Raw genomic sequence first — 14,843 nt, 5'->3', positions numbered from 1 at the left:
GGAAGGGCGGTTGGACAATAGCAGTGTGGCGATATTCGGACTTTTGGAGAGACAGATGAAGCTCGTCGGACCGTTGATGGCAGCGCTGACGCTGCTTGCCGCCCCCGCCGCCGCGCAGACCGCGCCGCCCAAGCTCGTGGTGGTGATCGCTGTCGATCAACTCTCCGCCGATCTGTTCGCCGAATATCGCGGCGCATTCCGCGAAGGCTTCGCCCGCTTGCTCTCTGGCGCGGTCTTCCCCTCGGGCTACCAAAGCCATGCCGCGACCGAAACCTGCCCCGGCCACTCGACGATTCTGACGGGCGCGCGACCCTCGCGCACCGGAATTGTCGCCAATGACTGGACCGATTTCTCAGCGCCCCGCGAAGACAAGACCGTCTATTGCGCCGAGGACACCAGCGTGCCCGGAAGCACCTCCAGCAACTATACGGTCTCGGACAAGAATCTGAAGGTGCCGACGCTGGGCGAGTGGATGAAGGGAGCCAGCCCCGGCAGCCGCGTCGTATCGGTCGCGGGCAAGGACCGCGCGGCGGTGATGATGGGTGGCCACAAGGTGGACGAGCTCTGGTGGTGGGACGGCAAGGGAGCCTTCGTCTCTTATGCCGGACGCGCCGCCCCGCCGATGGTCGCGCGGATGAACGCCGGTATTGCCGCGCGCATCGCCGAGGCGCAGCCGGCGATGGACCTGCCGGCAATGTGCCAGGCACGCAGCCGCGCGGTTTCGATCGGCGGGGGCAAGACGGTGGGTGACGGCCGCTTCGCGCGCGCGGCCGGCGACGCCCGCGCCTATCGCGCATCGCCCGAATTCGACGAGTCGATCCTCGCGCTCGGCGCGGGCCTCGCAACCGAGATGATGCTGGGGAGGGGCCCCCATGCCGACTTGCTGATCCTCGGCGCCTCGGCCACCGATTATGTCGGCCATTCGGTGGGAACCGAGGGCAGCGAAATGTGCCTTCAGATGCTCGCGCTCGATCACAGCCTGGGCCAGCTCTTCGCCGTGCTCGACAAGAGCGGTGTCGATTATGCCGTGGTGCTCACCGCCGATCATGGCGGCCACGATCTGCCTGAGCGTATCCGCGACCACGCCCAGCCCGGCGCGGCGCGCGTCGATCCGCAGCTCAACGCCGGCGCGATCGGCAAGGGAGTCGCGGCGGCGCTTGGCATGTCGGGTCAGCCGCTCAGGGGCGGATCGTTCGGGGATGTCTATATCGATCCGGCGGTAACCGGTCCGCAGCGCGCCAGGGTGCAGGCCGAGGCGATCCGGCGCTATGCTGCGCATCCACAGGTCGAGGCGGTGTTCACCCGCGCGCAGATCGAGGCGACTCCCTCGCCCGAAAGCCCGCCTGAGACCTGGTCGCTGATCCAGCGCGCGCGCGCATCGTTCAGCGCGGGCCGCTCAGGCGATTTCGTCGTCGCGCTCAAGCCGCGCGTGACGCCGATCCCGGACCCCACCAAAGGTTATGTCGCGACGCATGGCAGCTTCTGGGACTATGACCGGCGCGTGCCGATCCTGTTCTGGCGCAAGGGGATGACGGGGTTCGAGCAGCCCCTGGGCGTGGAGACCGTGGACATAGCACCCACGCTCGCGGCGCTGTTGCGCCTTCCGGTGCCGGTGGAAATTGACGGCCGCTGCCTCGATCTGGACGCGGGGCCGGCGGATAGCTGCAAATAGCCTGCTTGCGGAGGCCTCAGCTTCGAGCGCGTTCGATCGCCGCGACGGCGTTGCCGAAACGCGCCTCGCTCTTGCCGCCGATCAGCACCCACCGAACCCCGCGCCGCTCCAGCTCCGCCTTGGACAAGTCAAAGAACTTGCGTCGAAGCGCGGGCGTACCGAACATCCGCGTGCCGTCTTCGATCCAGGGCAGGTCGATGTCGAAAAGCAGATAAAGATCCGCGGTGCCGCTCCAGGCATCGAACCAGGGATCACGCACTCCGAAGAGCATGTCGGCCCATACCGCGGTCATCAGCGGGTCCGTATCGAGAATCAGCGGGTCGGCCCCCTGCCCGATCAACATCTGCGCCCAGGCATCGTGCGTCTTCGCGATCTGGAGCAGATCGGCCATCGTAAAGTCGATGCCCTTCGCCTCGGCGAAATCGCGGCCATATTCGTCGAGCACCTGCCCCCCGAAATGCGCCGCCAGCCGGGCCGCCAGCGTGGACTTGCCCGTGCTTTCGGGACCGTGGAGGCAGATCGTGCGCGGGGTCATGCGCGGCGCGCTTTCGCCCAGTCGCTCATGCCCCAGACGCACAATGCCAGGAATATCGTGTAGAGCCCTGCCGTGAGATACAGGCCCTTATGTGCGAACAGCGGCACGGCAAGCAGATCGATCAGTATCCACAGCACCCAATTTTCGAGATACCGCCGCGACTGGAGATATTGCGCGACCACGCTCAGCATTGCGATCGACCCGTCCCACCACGGATAATGCGCATCGGTATAAAGATGCATCAATGTGCCCCAGCCGATCACCAGGACGACACACAAGGCGAACCACCCCAGCCGCGCGCGGCCACCGAGCAGCTCTACACGCACTGCACCGGTCTCCGCCTTCGAACGCGCCCAATTCGCCCAACCATAGAGGTTGACCGCGAAGAAGAAGATCTGGAGCAGCGCGTCGCTGTAGAGCTTCTCGTGAAAGAATATCCAGCCGTAGAGCAATACCATCGCCAGTGCGAAAGGGTAGTTCCACAGGCTCCGGCGCACGACGAGCGTGACGGTCACGAGCCCAAGAGCGGCGGCGGTCACTTCGATCGGGCTCACCTGCGCCGCCTAACGCGGAGCCCGGCCTCCGTCAAAGCCTTGCGCGCCCTTCCGGGCACGCTACCATCCGCGCAACGAACAAGGGAGAGGCCGTTGCGCGTATTTCTCAATCTCGCCGTGGCGCTGGCCGCCGCCGCAGCAACCCCGGCGCTGGCCGATCCTCCGGCGGGCACGCTGCTGGTCGGCAACAAGGGTGAGGACACACTCAGCCTGATCGACTTGAAGACCGGCGCCGAGATCGCCCGGCTCCCCACCGGAGACATGCCGCACGAAATCGCGGTGTCGCCCGATGGCAAGCTCGCGGCGGTGGTCGCTTATGGCGGATCGACGATCGATGTGTTCGATCTCGCGCGCCGAACCAAGCTCAAGACGATCGACATCGCGCCGAATTCGCGCCCGCACGGCCTCATATGGCTGGCGGATGGCCGGCTGGTGGCGACCGCGGAGAAGAGCAAATCGGTGGTGGTGATCGCCGCCGACGGCACGATGCGCGCGATCGTCACCGATGCGCTGGGCTCGCACATGGTGGCCATCGCCCCCGATGCCCGTCACGCTTACGTCGCCAATATCGGATCGGGTAGCGTGGGTGTGCTCGATCTCCAGACCGGCACGCGGCTGCGCGACATCGCGGTGGGCGGCAAGCCCGAGGGGCTGTCGCTCGCGCGTGGCGGCAAGGAACTGTGGGTGGGCGATCTCGATGCTCCCCGCGTCCAGGTCTATGACACAACGAGCGGCGCGAAGCTCGCCGAGATCGCGATAGATCCCGTCGCGATCCGCGTCGCCACCAGCCCCGATGGCAAGACCATCGCCACATCGAACGTCGGCGCTGGCACGGTAAGCCTGATCGATGTCGCCACGCGCAAGGTGGTGCGGACGATATCGGTGTCCGGATCGCGCGAGGCGGGGCAGGTTACGATCCTCTTCTCCAGCGACGGCAAGCGGCTTTATGCCGCCGAGACGGGGCATAACAAGATCGCCGAGATCGACATGGCATCGGGCAAGGTTCTGCGCCGTCTCGATGCAGGATTGAATGGCGACGGCCTGGCGCTCGCGCCCGCCCTCGCGCGCTGAAGGGAGCGTCGATGCGCCATATCGCAATCATCGGATCGGGGCCGGCCGGCTATTACACCGCGGAGGCTTGCCAGAAGGCGTTCGGCGCCGAAGTTCGCGTCGATATCATCGATCGGCTTCCGGTTCCCTTCGGGCTGATCCGCACCGGCGTCGCGCCTGATCACCAATCGATCAAGGGCGTTTCGCGGCGCTACGAAGCCGTGGCGGTGACTGACAATGTCCGCTTCGTCGGCAATGTCACGCTGGGGAAAGACCTCTCGATCGAGGAGTTGATCGGCCTGTACGACGCCGTCGTCCTCGCCACCGGCGCACCGAACGACCGGCCGCTGGAAATCCCCGGCTCGGAATTGCCCGGCGTGACCGGATCGGCGGCGTTCGTCGGCTGGTATAACGGCCATCCCGATCACGCCGCGCTTGCGCCCGCGCTGGACGGTCCCGGCGCGGTCGTCATCGGCAATGGCAATGTGGCGCTCGATGTCGCGCGCATCCTCGCCAAGACGGAGGCCGAATTCGGCGGATCGGATATCGTCAATCATGCACTGACGGCGCTGCAAGGCGCGCGCTTCGATACGATCACGCTGCTCGGCCGCCGCGGGCCGCACCAGATCGCGATGACTCCCAAGGAGTTGGGCGAGCTGGGCGAATTGGCGCGCGCCGCACCGATCGTCGATGCCGCCGATCTTCCCCAGGTGGAAGAAGATGCCGCGCTCGAGCCCGGGCAGCGCAAATCGGTCACCCACCTGCGCCATTTCGCCGCGCGGGAAGCTGAGGCGAAGCCGATCCGCATCGTCTTCGATTTCTTCGCCATGCCGGTGGCGATCGAGGGGGACGGCAAGGTCGAGCGCGTGATCGTCGAGCGTACCGCGCTCGACGAAAGCGGCGCGGCGCGCGGAACCGGCGAGACCTATGCCATCCCGGCCAGCCTGGTGGTGAGCTGCATCGGCTATCGCACGCCGCCTATCCCCGGCATTCCCTATGACGACCGCGCCGGCCGCTTCGCCAATGACGAAGGCCGCGTGATGCCCGGGCTCTACGCAGTCGGCTGGGCGCGCCGCGGGCCCACCGGCACGATCGGCACCAACCGACCCGACGGCTTCGCCATCGCCGAAAAGATCGCCGCGGATATCGGCGAGGGCGCGGGCAAGCAGGGCCGTCCGGGCCTCGACGCCCTGCTCCAGTCGCGCGGCGTGGAGGTGGTCACGTTCCGCGACTGGCAGCAGATCGAGACAGCCGAAATCGCCGCCGCGCGAGACGGCTCGCCGCGCGAGAAATTCACCAGTGTCGAGGCGATGCTGGGCGCGCGAAATCCGTGATGGGCGGCGCTTGCGTGACCCTTGCGGGCTGGGTATAGGCGCGCCTCCAGCATCGGTCCCGCCTTTTCAGGGCCGCGACCGATACTCCGTCGGGGAGTAGCTCAGCCTGGTAGAGCACTGTCTTCGGGAGGCAGGGGCCGGAGGTTCGAATCCTCTCTTCCCGACCATTTTCAAGCCATCGCATCGAGCCCGTCGAGATAGCGCTCCGCATCGAGCGCCGCAGCGCAGCCGCTGGCCGCGCTGGTCACTGCCTGGCGATAGATCTGGTCCTGCACGTCGCCCGCCGCAAACACCCCGGTAACGCTGGTTTCGGTCTGCTGGTGCCCGCGTCCGCCGCGCGTGACGATATAGCCGTGGTCCATTTCAAGTTGGCCGACGAACAAGTCGGTATTGGGCTTGTGCCCGATCGCGATAAAGACGCCCTGCACCGCGAGGTCCTCGGTCGCGCCGTCCGTCATGCTCTTCAGCCGCACCCCGGTCACGCCCGATCCGTCGCCGAGCACTTCGTGGAGCGTCGAGTTCCAGCGGATCGATATCTTGCCCGCCTTCACTTTCTCGTGAACCTTGTCCTGCAGGATCTTCTCCCCGCGAAATTTGTCGCGGCGGTGGATCATCGTGACGTGGCTCGCGATGTTCGACAGATACAGCGCCTCTTCCAGCGCCGTGTTCCCCCCACCGACGATCGCGACGGGCTGGCTGCGGAAGAAGAAGCCGTCGCAGGTGGCACAGGCCGAGACGCCCTTGCCCATGAACGCGGATTCGCTGGGCAGGCCCAGGTACATCGCCGACGCACCGGTCGCGATGATCAGCGCGTCGCAGGTATAGGTATCCGAATCGCCGATCAGCGTGAACGGCCGGCCGTCGAGCTTGGCAGTGTGGATATGATCGAAGATGGTCTCGGTGCCGAAGCGATCGCTGTGCCGCGCGAAGCGCTCCATCAGCTCGGGACCCTGCACACCCTGATCGTCGGCCGGCCAGTTATCGACATCGGTGGTGGTGGTGAGCTGCCCGCCCGGCGCCATTCCGGTGATCAGCACCGGCTTGAGGTTGGCGCGCGCCGCATAGACGGCAGCGGTATGCCCCGCCGGGCCCGAACCGAGAATGAGCAGCTGGACGTGACGCATCTATTATCCCTGTAAGAAGGCTGGCGCCCGTAAATAGGGCTTCGGTGCAAGTGCGCTAGGCGCATTTGGCGTTGGGCTGTGGATAGCCCCGCTTCGCCGGGCTGGCGCAGGCGCGCGGCTCGTGACAAAGGGCGTCCGAAAAATGCGAGGAGCGGGCCATCACCGAAGCTTTTATCTGCGACGCGGCACGCACTCCGATCGGTCGCTATGGCGGCAGCCTGTCTTCAGTCCGCGCCGACGATCTGGGCGCGATCCCGATCCGCGCGCTCATCGAGCGCAATGCCGGGGTAGATTGGGAAGCAATCGACGATGTGCTCTATGGCTGCGCCAACCAGGCGGGCGAGGACAATCGCAATGTCGCGCGTATGTCCGGCTTGCTGGCTGGGCTACCTGCGTCGGTAGGCGGCGTCACGCTCAACCGGCTGTGCGGATCTGGGATGGACGCGGTCGCCAGCGCCGCGCGCGTCATCCGCGGCGGCGATGGCGCGCTCGTCATCGCGGGCGGGGTCGAGAGCATGAGCCGCGCGCCTTTCGTAATGCCCAAGGCAAGCTCGGCGTTCGACCGAAACGCCGAAATCTACGACACCACGATCGGCTGGCGCTTCGTCAATCCGAAAATGCGCGCGGCTTATGGCGACGACGCCATGCCTGGAACTGCGGAGAATGTAGCCGATGACTGGAAGGTGACCCGCGCGGACCAGGACGCCTTCGCATTGCGCAGCCAGGAGCGCGCGGCGCGTGCGCAGGGTAGCGGGCGTTTCGACGCGGAGATCGTTCCCGTGACAATCCCGCAGCGCAAGGGCGATCCGCTGATCGTCGATCGCGACGAGCATCCCCGCATGACCAGCATCGAGGCGCTGGCAAAGCTGCGCCCGATCGTTCGCCCCGACGGCACGGTGACCGCCGGCAACGCCTCGGGCGTCAATGACGGGGCAGCAGCGATGATCGTGGCGAGCGAAACCTTGGCCGCGGCCAACGGGCTGCGCCCGCGCGCGCGCATCGTTGGCGCTGCGACCATCGGCGTCGCACCCCGCGTGATGGGCATCGGCCCCGCCCCCGCCGCGCAGAAGCTGCTCGCCCGGCTCGGCCTTACGATCGGCCAGATGGACGTGGTCGAGATCAACGAAGCCTTCGCCGCCCAGGCGCTTCCGGTGCTGCGCGAACTGGGCCTCCCCGACGATGCAAGCCACGTGAACCCCCATGGCGGCGCGATTGCGCTCGGCCATCCGCTCGGCATGTCGGGCGCGCGACTGGTGCTCACCGCTACGGAGGAGCTCCAGCGCACCGGCGGCCGCTATGCGCTCTGCGCGATGTGCATCGGCGTAGGCCAGGGTATCGCGATCGTCCTCGAACGCGTTTGAGCCACGAAGGGCCCTCCCGAAAATAAAGCGGGCGAGGAGTTGAACAGGTCGCCATGTGCCGCGCACATGGCTGAGATTGCTGGGGGCAATCTCACCTGCTCAACCCCTCGCCCGCCCGGATATGCCTGCACGCGACGCGCCTACTCGTAGCGCAAGGCATATACCGGGTTGGTGCGCGCCACGCGGAAAGCGTGTGCGCCGATGGTCAGGATCGCGATGATCAGCGCCAGCAGCCCCGCGATCACGAAGGGAACGGGGGTTAGCGCCATGCGAACGTCGAACTGGTTGAGCCAGTCCCGCATCACCCACCAGGCGATCGGCCAGGCGATGATGTTGGCGATGAGAACCGGCCGGCTGAACTGCCAGACCAGCAGCCGCACGATGTCGTGGGTCCGCGCGCCGAGCACCTTGCGGATGCCGATCTCCTTGGTGCGCCGCTCCGCCGTGAAGGCCGCCAGCCCGAACAGGCCGAGGCAGCCGATCACCGCGGAGAGGAGCGCAAACATCCCGAAGAGCTGCGCGCGGGTCTCATCGCGATTGTAGAGATTGTGGACGATGTCGGTCACATCGCGGGCGTTGTACGGGATCTCGGGCGCCAGCCGCTTCCAGACGGTTTCGATCCGGTCGCGGATAGGCTTCAGATCCCCGTTGGCCCGCACCAGAAGCCGATTGAAGTTCACGGTGGCATAATAATAGACGATCGGCTGGAGCGGCTGGCGGACGTTGCGGTAGCGCACGTCCGCGACCACGCCGACGATCGTCGCCGGCACCCAATTCCCCGCCTCGGGCACAGTGAAGCCCACCTGGATCGGCTTGCCGATCGCTTCCTGCGCATCCTTGTATCCGAGCCGCTTCGCGCCGGTTTCGGAAAGCATCACGTTGACGCCGCGCGCTACCAGCGCCTTTTCGGCCGCGATATCCACCGGCACGGGTGTGGTGGCATCGTCCATCGCGTTCGCTTGGTCGAATTTGCGCCCGGCGAGCAGCTTCAGGCCCAGCGCGTCGAAGGCTTCGGGTTCGATGGCGTATACGCCCAAATTGACCGGATCGGTCTGGCCCGCACGGCGTACGGTGGTGACAGAATTGTTGCCCGGAGAAATGCCGATCCCGGTGCGCGCGACATTGGTCACTCCCGGAATCCGGCGGATTTCATCGCGCAGGGTCGTCGCGACCTTTTCAACTTGCGGCGCCGCCACGCCGTCGATCTGGATCAGCCCCTCGCGGTTGTAGCCCGCGTCCATCGTCCGGGCGTGGATCGTCTGCGAATATACAATCGCGGTGCAGATGATCAGGCCGATCGACACCGCGAATTGCGACACGACCAGCAAGTTGCGCAGCCGCCCGCTGCCCTCCGCCTCCGCCGAAGACTTGTTGGCCTTGAGCACCCGCGCCGGCTGGAAGCGGCTGAGATACAGCGCGGGATAGACGCCGCCGGCAAGCCCGACGAGAATAGCGAGGCCGATCACGGGAAGCAGCACGCCTTCACTGCCCAGATAATGGATTTCCATGCTGGCATCGAGGAAGTTGTTGAGCGCCGGCAGCGCCACTTCGGCGAGCGCCAATGCGACCAGCGTCGCGATCGCGGCGACCAGGATGGACTCGCCGATGAACTGGATGATGAGTTGCCTGCGCGTGGCCCCCAGCACTTTGCGAAGCGCCACTTCGCGCGCCCGCTGCGAAGCCCGCGCGGTGGCCAGGTTGGTGAAGTTGATGCAGGCCATGCCCAGGATCATCAGCGCGACCACCGCGAAGGTCAGGATCGTCTTCTTGTCGCTGCCCACGGACTGGCCGGCATTCTGCGCCTCGCCCAGATGCACGTCGCGGATGTTGGTCAGCCGCCAATCCTGGTCGTCGCCGGGATTGGTGAGGGGGCCGCCGTCAGCCGGATCGTTCGGGATGTTGCGCTTCTCCCAGGCGGGGAACTGCGCCATCAGCGCCTTAGCATCGGTCCCCGGCTTCAGTTTCACATAGACATAGCCGCCCTGGGAATTCCACGAGGTCAGGAAATTCGGGCCCTTGGCGAAATAGCTCTGCGGATTGAAACGGACGAATGCGTTGGGGCGCATGTGGCTGTTGAGCGGAAAATCCTTGAACACGCCCGTCACGCGATAATCCTCGCGCATTTCGTCGCTCATCACCGTGATGGTCTTGCCCATCGGGTCTTCGGCGCCGAAGCGGGCCTTGGCCTCGGATTCGCTCAGCACCATCGAATGCGGGTCTTCGAGCGCATGCGCACGGTCGCCTTTCACGAACGGCGCCTGGAGAATGTCGAAGATATTGCCGTCAGTGAAATAGGCGTTTTGCGGGCGGACCGCTTCGCCGTTCAGCACGAATACGATTCCCTGGCCCGTAATATAGATGCGCTTCTCGATCTGCGGGAAATCCTTCTCCAGCGCAGTGCCCGAGACGAAGCTGGTCACCTGGAGCTTCATTTCCTCGCCGCCGCGCTCGGTCGGCTTGTAGAAGTCCTGCACCTGATAGGCATTCTCCGCGCCCGGCAGCCACTTATCGTAGCTGAATTCGTATCGCACGAAGGTCAGGATCAGCAGGCACGCGGCGATGCCGAGCGACAGCCCGAAGATGTTGATGAAGGCATAGACCTTGTTCTTTGCCAGGGCCCGGAGGCCCACCGTCAGGTAATTGCGCCACATGAGCCTGATCCTATTCGTAACGGAGGGCATGGATGGGATTGGTGCGCGCGACGCGTACCGACTGGCCGGCGACGGTCGCGACTGCGATGAGCACCGCGAGCAGCCCCGCGGCCACGAACGGCATGGGAGTCAGCGCGATCCGGGTGTCGAAGCCGTTGAGCCAGTCGCGCATCACCCACCAGGCGATCGGCCAGGCGATGATGTTGGCGATCAGGACGGGCCGGCTGAACTGCCAGACCAGCAGCCGCACGATGTCGCGGGTCCGCGCACCGAGCACCTTGCGGATGCCGATCTCCTTGGTGCGCCGCTCGGCGGTGAAAACCGCGAGCCCGAACAGGCCAAGGCAGCCGATCACGACCGTGAGCGCCGCGAACGCTGCGAATAGCTGCCCGCGAGCGGTCTCCTGCTCATATTGCTCGCGCACCAGATCATCCGCGAATTCGGCGCCGAAGGGCACCAGTGGCACTAGCTGGTTCCACAGCTTCTCGATCCCCCCACGGATTTCCCAAGGCGTGACTCCCGCGAAGCGCACGGCGACCTGGGCGAAGCCCTGTTTCTGCATGACATAGACGATCGGCTGTATCGGATCGCGCAGCGAACGGAACCGCGCATCGGAAACGACCCCGACGATCGTCGCGGGAACCAGCCCGACTTCCGGCACGGTAAGCTCCCCGCGGATTTCCTTGCCCAGCGCGTCCTGGGGCGAAGCAAATCCCAGCCGCTTCGATGCCGATTCGGTGATCACCACATTGATCCCGCGCGCCGCCAGCGCCCGCTCCGCGTCCAGGTTGGTCGGGAAGGGCGTGGTGGCGTCGTCCTTGCCCTGGGAGTCCGAGAAGGTGCGCCCCGCGACCAGGCGCATGCCCATCGCCTCGAAAAAGCCGGTCTCCACCCCGTAAGTGCCGAGCGAAATCGAACTGGTGCTGCCCGGCAGGAAGTAATCGGATGCCGAATTGCCGCCGGGAGAAACCGCGATCTGCGTGCGCGCCGCGGCCTGCACGCCCGGAATCCGGCGGAGGCGCTCCACCAATTGCGTCGATTGCTCGGGAGATACGCCGCGAAAGCCGAGATTGCCGACCTGGATCAGCCCGTCGCGCTTATAGCCCGGGTCCATGGTCTGCGCGAATATCGTCTGGCCATAGATCACCGCGGTGCAGGCGATCAGCCCGATCGAGACCGCGAATTGCGCTACGACGAGGATATTGCGCAACCGCCCCGAGCCGCCCGAATCCGCCGCGGACTTGTTGGCCTTCAGGATCTTCGCCGGCTGGAAGCGCGACAGATAGAATGCGGGATAGACGCCCCCCGCGACGCCGACGAGCAGCACCAGCGCGATCGCCGGCATCCAGATGCCGCCGGCGCCGAAATAATGCAGCTCGATATCGGCGGCCAGGAAAGCATTGAACGCCGGCAACAGCAATTCCACAAGCGCGAGCGCCACCACCATTGCGATCATGGCGAGCAACACCGATTCAGCGAGGAATTGCGCAATGAGCTGCCCGCGCGTCGCTCCGAGCACCTTGCGCAGCGCCACTTCGCGCGCCCGCTGGGATGCTCGGGCCGTCGCCAGATTGGTGAAGTTGATCGATGCCATGCCAAGCACCAGCAATGCGATCACGGCAAAGGTCGTGACGGTGCCCGCGTCATTGCCGGCCGTCAGCGAATATTCCTGCGCTTCGCCCAGATGCACGTCGCGGATGTTGACCAGGCGCAGGTCCATCGTCTCGCCGGGATTGCTGCGCTCGCCATTGGTGACTTCGTCGGGAATGTTGCGCTTCTCGAAAGCCGGCATCTGCCCGTTGATCGCGGCGGCGTCGGCGCCCGGGCGGAGCTTGATGAACCACCAGCCTTGCTGGCTGCCCCAGCGCGTGGTTTGCGGAATGCGATCCGCGAATTGCACTTCCATGTCGAAACGCGCCACCATCTCGGCGGAAAAGCTGCTGTTCCTTGGGATGTCCTTGAAGACAGAGGTGACGCGATAATCCACGTTGCCGCTATTATCCACGATGGTCAGCGTCTTGCCGATCGGGTCCCGGTCGCCGAAGCGGCGCTTGGCCTCGCTTTCGCTGAGCGCGACCGAATGGGTGTCCATCAGCGCGGTGCGCGCGTCACCCTTGGCGAAGGGCAGATCGAGCACGTCGAACAAATTGCCGTCCACCATGCGCAACCCGGGCACTTCAGTGGCCCGGCCATCCTGAATCACCACGGGGGCGAAGGAGCGGACCCACACCGCCTTCTCGATCTGTGGGAAGTCCTTGACCATCGCCCGGCCCGCGACGATCGCGGCGAGCTGCATGTTGACCTGCTCGCCGTCGTCATTCTTGACGAAGGTCTGGAGCTGGTAAGTGCGATCGGCGTCCTTCAGCCAGCCGTCATAGCTGCGCTCGTAATTCACATAGAGCAGGATCAGCAGGCATGCCGCCAGCCCGATCGTCAGCCCGAAGATGTTGATGAAGGCATAGGTCCTGTTCTTCGCCAGGGCTCTCAGCGCCACCATCAGATAATTCCGCCACATCGCTTGGGTCCTCCCTGAACCTTGGCCTCGTATTTTTCCGAGTGCCTTCAAGCGGCGCGGCGGCGTTCCTGCAGGATGCGTCCGTCGAGCATGTTGACGATGCGGCCGGCATAATCGGCATGGGCGGGCGAGTGGGTGACCATCACGATCGTCGACCCCTCGGCGTTCAGCGTCTGAAGCATCCGCATCACTTCCTCGCCGTGATGCGTGTCGAGATTTCCCGTCGGCTCGTCGGCCAGGATCAGGTTCGGCGAGGCCACCAGCGCGCGCGCCACGGCGACGCGCTGCTGCTGCCCGCCCGAAAGCTGGCTGGGGCGATGCTTGGCGCGATGGGCGATGCCCACCTTGTCCATCACTTCGTCCACCCGGCGCTTGCGCTCGGAATGGGGCACATTGTGATAGAGCAATGCGAGCTCGACATTGTCGCGGACGCTGAGTTCATCGACCAGATTGAAGCTCTGGAAGATGAAGCCGATATTCTCCTTGCGCACGTCGGCCAGCTTGCTTTCGCTCAGCCCGGCGACTTCCTTGCCATTGAACACATAGGATCCGCTCGACGGGCTATCGAGCATCCCGATCATGTTGAGCAAGGTCGATTTGCCGCAGCCCGAAGGTCCCATGATCGCGACGAACTCGCCATCGGCGATGTCCAGGTCGATCGCATCCAACGCGGTCGTCTGCACCGTATCGGTGCGGTAGACCTTGGAAAGCTCGCGCATCGTCAGCATGGAATTCCCTTTCTCTTTCGTCATTTGGTCAGGTCCAGGCGCGTCTTGTCGGTGAAGCCGGTATAGGGAGAGGTGAGCACCTTCTCGCCCGCCTCCAGCCCTTCGAGCACTTCGACGAACTCTGAATTGCGGCGGCCCAGGCGGACGTTGCGCTTCACTGCGCTGCGTCCGTCGGGCGTCACCACGAAGATCCAGTTGCCGCCGGTCTCGTTGTAGAATGCACCGTTGGGCACCAGCAGCGCCGGGGTCGGATCGCCGAGCGTCAGCCGCGCCTGCATCGTCTGTCCCCGCTGGATATTGGCGGGCTCGTCGCCCAGGAATTGCAGATCGACCTGGAACTGGCCGTTCTGCACCTGCGGATAGATTTTGGTGACCCGCGCCGCATAGCGCTTCCCGCCGAAATCGAGCGCGGCCTTTTGCTGGAGCTGGACGCGGCCGAGATAGAATTCGTCGACTCCCGCGATAAGCTTGTTGCGGCCCGGACTGTCGATCTGCCCCACGCGCTCGCCGCGCTGGAGCGACTGGCCCACCTGCACCGAAAAACCCGAAAGCTGCCCGCCCACCGGCGCGCGAAGCTGGAGCGCCTCAAGGTTCGCGCGAGCGATCCCCAGGCCCGACTGCATCGATTTCGCCGCCTGTTGCTGCTGGGTCAGCTGGCTGCCCTGGAGCCGCGCATCGGTCGCCTGGCTGCGCTTGAGCACGGCATAGCGTGACCTCTCATATTCATATTGGTCGCGCGTGTCGGCAAACTGCTTGGCGGCGATGAAGCCCTTCTCGGCCAGCGGCCGCTCGCGCTCATATTGGCGGCGCGCTTTCTCCACGGCCAGCCCGGCTTCGAGCACGGCGCGCTCATTGGCCAGCCGCGTCTGCGCCAGCGCCAGTTCCTGGCTGCGCATATTGTTGATCTGCTGCTCGACTTCGGTCTGCCGCGCGAGGGTGGAGAGCTGAAGCTCGGCGTTGGAGAGCAAGGCGATCGGCTGACCCGCAGCGACGTTCGCCCCGTCCTCGACCAGCATCTTCTCCACCCGCCCGCCTTCGACAGCGTCGATATAGACAGTCAGCAGCGGAGTAACGCGGGCGCGCAGCGGGATGAAATCGTCGAACGTGCCCTTGGTCACGGTGGAGACCGTCACGTTCTCGGCGCCCACGGTCTGGCTCGACCCCGATGGCGCTAACCACCAGAACGCGAGCGCCGCGAGCAGCGCCGCCACTCCGCCCAGGATCGCCTTGGTCCGCAGCGACAGCTTTCGCGTCACCACCACTTCGTCCATGCCGCTTCCGCTGACCGGGCGATCCCCCATATTCTTCTGCATTCGAAC

At 65.3% G+C, this 14,843-nt stretch carries 11 protein-coding genes and 1 tRNA gene; 5 read left to right on the top strand and 7 right to left on the bottom strand.

Features of this window, described 5'->3' with window-relative positions; genetic code table 11:
* Nucleotides 1-55 precede the first annotated feature (55 nt).
* Complete coding sequence (locus tag VF617_RS16235; protein WP_331015946.1) at nt 56-1,672, top strand: alkaline phosphatase family protein; 1,617 nt, start codon at nt 56-58, stop codon at nt 1,670-1,672.
* A 16-nt stretch (nt 1,673-1,688) separates the two neighbouring features.
* Here the strand turns inward: VF617_RS16235 and VF617_RS16230 are convergent, their stop codons facing one another.
* Complete coding sequence (locus tag VF617_RS16230; protein WP_331015945.1) at nt 1,689-2,207, bottom strand: ATP-binding protein; 519 nt, start codon at nt 2,205-2,207, stop codon at nt 1,689-1,691.
* Complete coding sequence (pnuC, locus tag VF617_RS16225; protein WP_331015944.1) at nt 2,204-2,761, bottom strand: nicotinamide riboside transporter PnuC; 558 nt, start codon at nt 2,759-2,761, stop codon at nt 2,204-2,206. The genes VF617_RS16230 and pnuC overlap by 4 nt, the downstream gene beginning before the upstream one ends.
* 93 nt (nt 2,762-2,854) lie before the next feature.
* Between pnuC and VF617_RS16220 the strand changes: the two genes are divergently transcribed.
* The 3 genes from VF617_RS16220 (at nt 2,855) to VF617_RS16210 (ending at nt 5,312) form a co-directional block, all read left to right on the top strand.
* A complete protein-coding gene (locus VF617_RS16220; RefSeq protein WP_331015943.1) occupies nt 2,855-3,832 on the top strand; it encodes a beta-propeller fold lactonase family protein in 978 nt (325 codons plus the stop codon).
* 11 nt (nt 3,833-3,843) lie between these two features.
* Nucleotides 3,844-5,145 (top strand): FAD-dependent oxidoreductase, encoded by a 1,302-nt coding sequence (locus VF617_RS16215; RefSeq protein ID WP_331015942.1) that lies wholly within the window; start codon nt 3,844-3,846, stop codon nt 5,143-5,145.
* A gap of 90 nt (nt 5,146-5,235) precedes the next feature.
* Nucleotides 5,236-5,312: transfer RNA gene (locus tag VF617_RS16210), tRNA-Pro, on the top strand.
* A gap of 3 nt (nt 5,313-5,315) precedes the next feature.
* On the opposite strand, the gene trxB is transcribed toward VF617_RS16210, so the two are convergent.
* Nucleotides 5,316-6,269: a thioredoxin-disulfide reductase gene (trxB, locus tag VF617_RS16205; protein WP_331015941.1), complete on the bottom strand. Its 954-nt coding sequence runs from the start codon at nt 6,267-6,269 to the stop codon at nt 5,316-5,318.
* A gap of 158 nt (nt 6,270-6,427) precedes the next feature.
* Between trxB and pcaF the strand changes: the two genes are divergently transcribed.
* Nucleotides 6,428-7,630 (top strand): 3-oxoadipyl-CoA thiolase, encoded by a 1,203-nt coding sequence (pcaF, locus tag VF617_RS16200; RefSeq protein WP_331015989.1) that lies wholly within the window; start codon nt 6,428-6,430, stop codon nt 7,628-7,630.
* Nucleotides 7,631-7,770: 140 nt separating this feature from the next.
* Here pcaF and VF617_RS16195 read toward each other — a convergent pair whose 3' ends face one another.
* From VF617_RS16195 to VF617_RS16180, 4 genes are read right to left on the bottom strand one after another with little or no spacing between them, the layout of a single operon-like run.
* Nucleotides 7,771-10,281: an ABC transporter permease gene (locus VF617_RS16195; protein WP_331015940.1), complete on the bottom strand. Its 2,511-nt coding sequence runs from the start codon at nt 10,279-10,281 to the stop codon at nt 7,771-7,773.
* A 10-nt stretch (nt 10,282-10,291) separates the two neighbouring features.
* Nucleotides 10,292-12,796 carry an ABC transporter permease gene (locus VF617_RS16190; RefSeq protein ID WP_331015939.1) on the bottom strand — a complete coding sequence of 835 codons (2,505 nt, stop codon included), beginning with the start codon at nt 12,794-12,796 and terminating at the stop codon, nt 10,292-10,294.
* A gap of 47 nt (nt 12,797-12,843) precedes the next feature.
* Nucleotides 12,844-13,524 carry an ABC transporter ATP-binding protein gene (locus VF617_RS16185; RefSeq protein WP_331015938.1) on the bottom strand — a complete coding sequence of 227 codons (681 nt, stop codon included), beginning with the start codon at nt 13,522-13,524 and terminating at the stop codon, nt 12,844-12,846.
* Between the two features lie 20 nt (nt 13,525-13,544).
* Nucleotides 13,545-14,837 (bottom strand): efflux RND transporter periplasmic adaptor subunit, encoded by a 1,293-nt coding sequence (locus VF617_RS16180; RefSeq protein WP_331015937.1) that lies wholly within the window; start codon nt 14,835-14,837, stop codon nt 13,545-13,547.
* Between the last annotated feature and the right edge of the window lie 6 nt (nt 14,838-14,843).

The organism is Sphingomonas sp. (assembly GCF_036388215.1).
In the GTDB taxonomy this organism is placed as follows: domain Bacteria; phylum Pseudomonadota; class Alphaproteobacteria; order Sphingomonadales; family Sphingomonadaceae; genus Sphingomonas.
This window is presented reverse-complemented; position numbering and strand designations above follow the sequence as displayed.

What these genes read in the sequence shown, in the direction of transcription:
- VF617_RS16235 (WP_331015946.1), top strand. Translation starts at nt 56, where the DNA reads ATGAAGCTCGTCGGACCGTTGATGGCAGCGCTGACGCTGCTTGCCGCC.
- VF617_RS16230 (WP_331015945.1), bottom strand. Translation starts at nt 2,207, where the DNA reads ATGACCCCGCGCACGATCTGCCTCCACGGTCCCGAAAGCACGGGCAAG.
- VF617_RS16215 (WP_331015942.1), top strand. Translation starts at nt 3,844, where the DNA reads ATGCGCCATATCGCAATCATCGGATCGGGGCCGGCCGGCTATTACACC.
- trxB (WP_331015941.1), bottom strand. Translation starts at nt 6,269, where the DNA reads ATGCGTCACGTCCAGCTGCTCATTCTCGGTTCGGGCCCGGCGGGGCAT.
- VF617_RS16195 (WP_331015940.1), bottom strand. Translation starts at nt 10,281, where the DNA reads ATGTGGCGCAATTACCTGACGGTGGGCCTCCGGGCCCTGGCAAAGAAC.
- VF617_RS16190 (WP_331015939.1), bottom strand. Translation starts at nt 12,796, where the DNA reads ATGTGGCGGAATTATCTGATGGTGGCGCTGAGAGCCCTGGCGAAGAAC.
- VF617_RS16185 (WP_331015938.1), bottom strand. Translation starts at nt 13,524, where the DNA reads ATGCTGACGATGCGCGAGCTTTCCAAGGTCTACCGCACCGATACGGTG.
- VF617_RS16180 (WP_331015937.1), bottom strand. Translation starts at nt 14,837, where the DNA reads ATGCAGAAGAATATGGGGGATCGCCCGGTCAGCGGAAGCGGCATGGAC.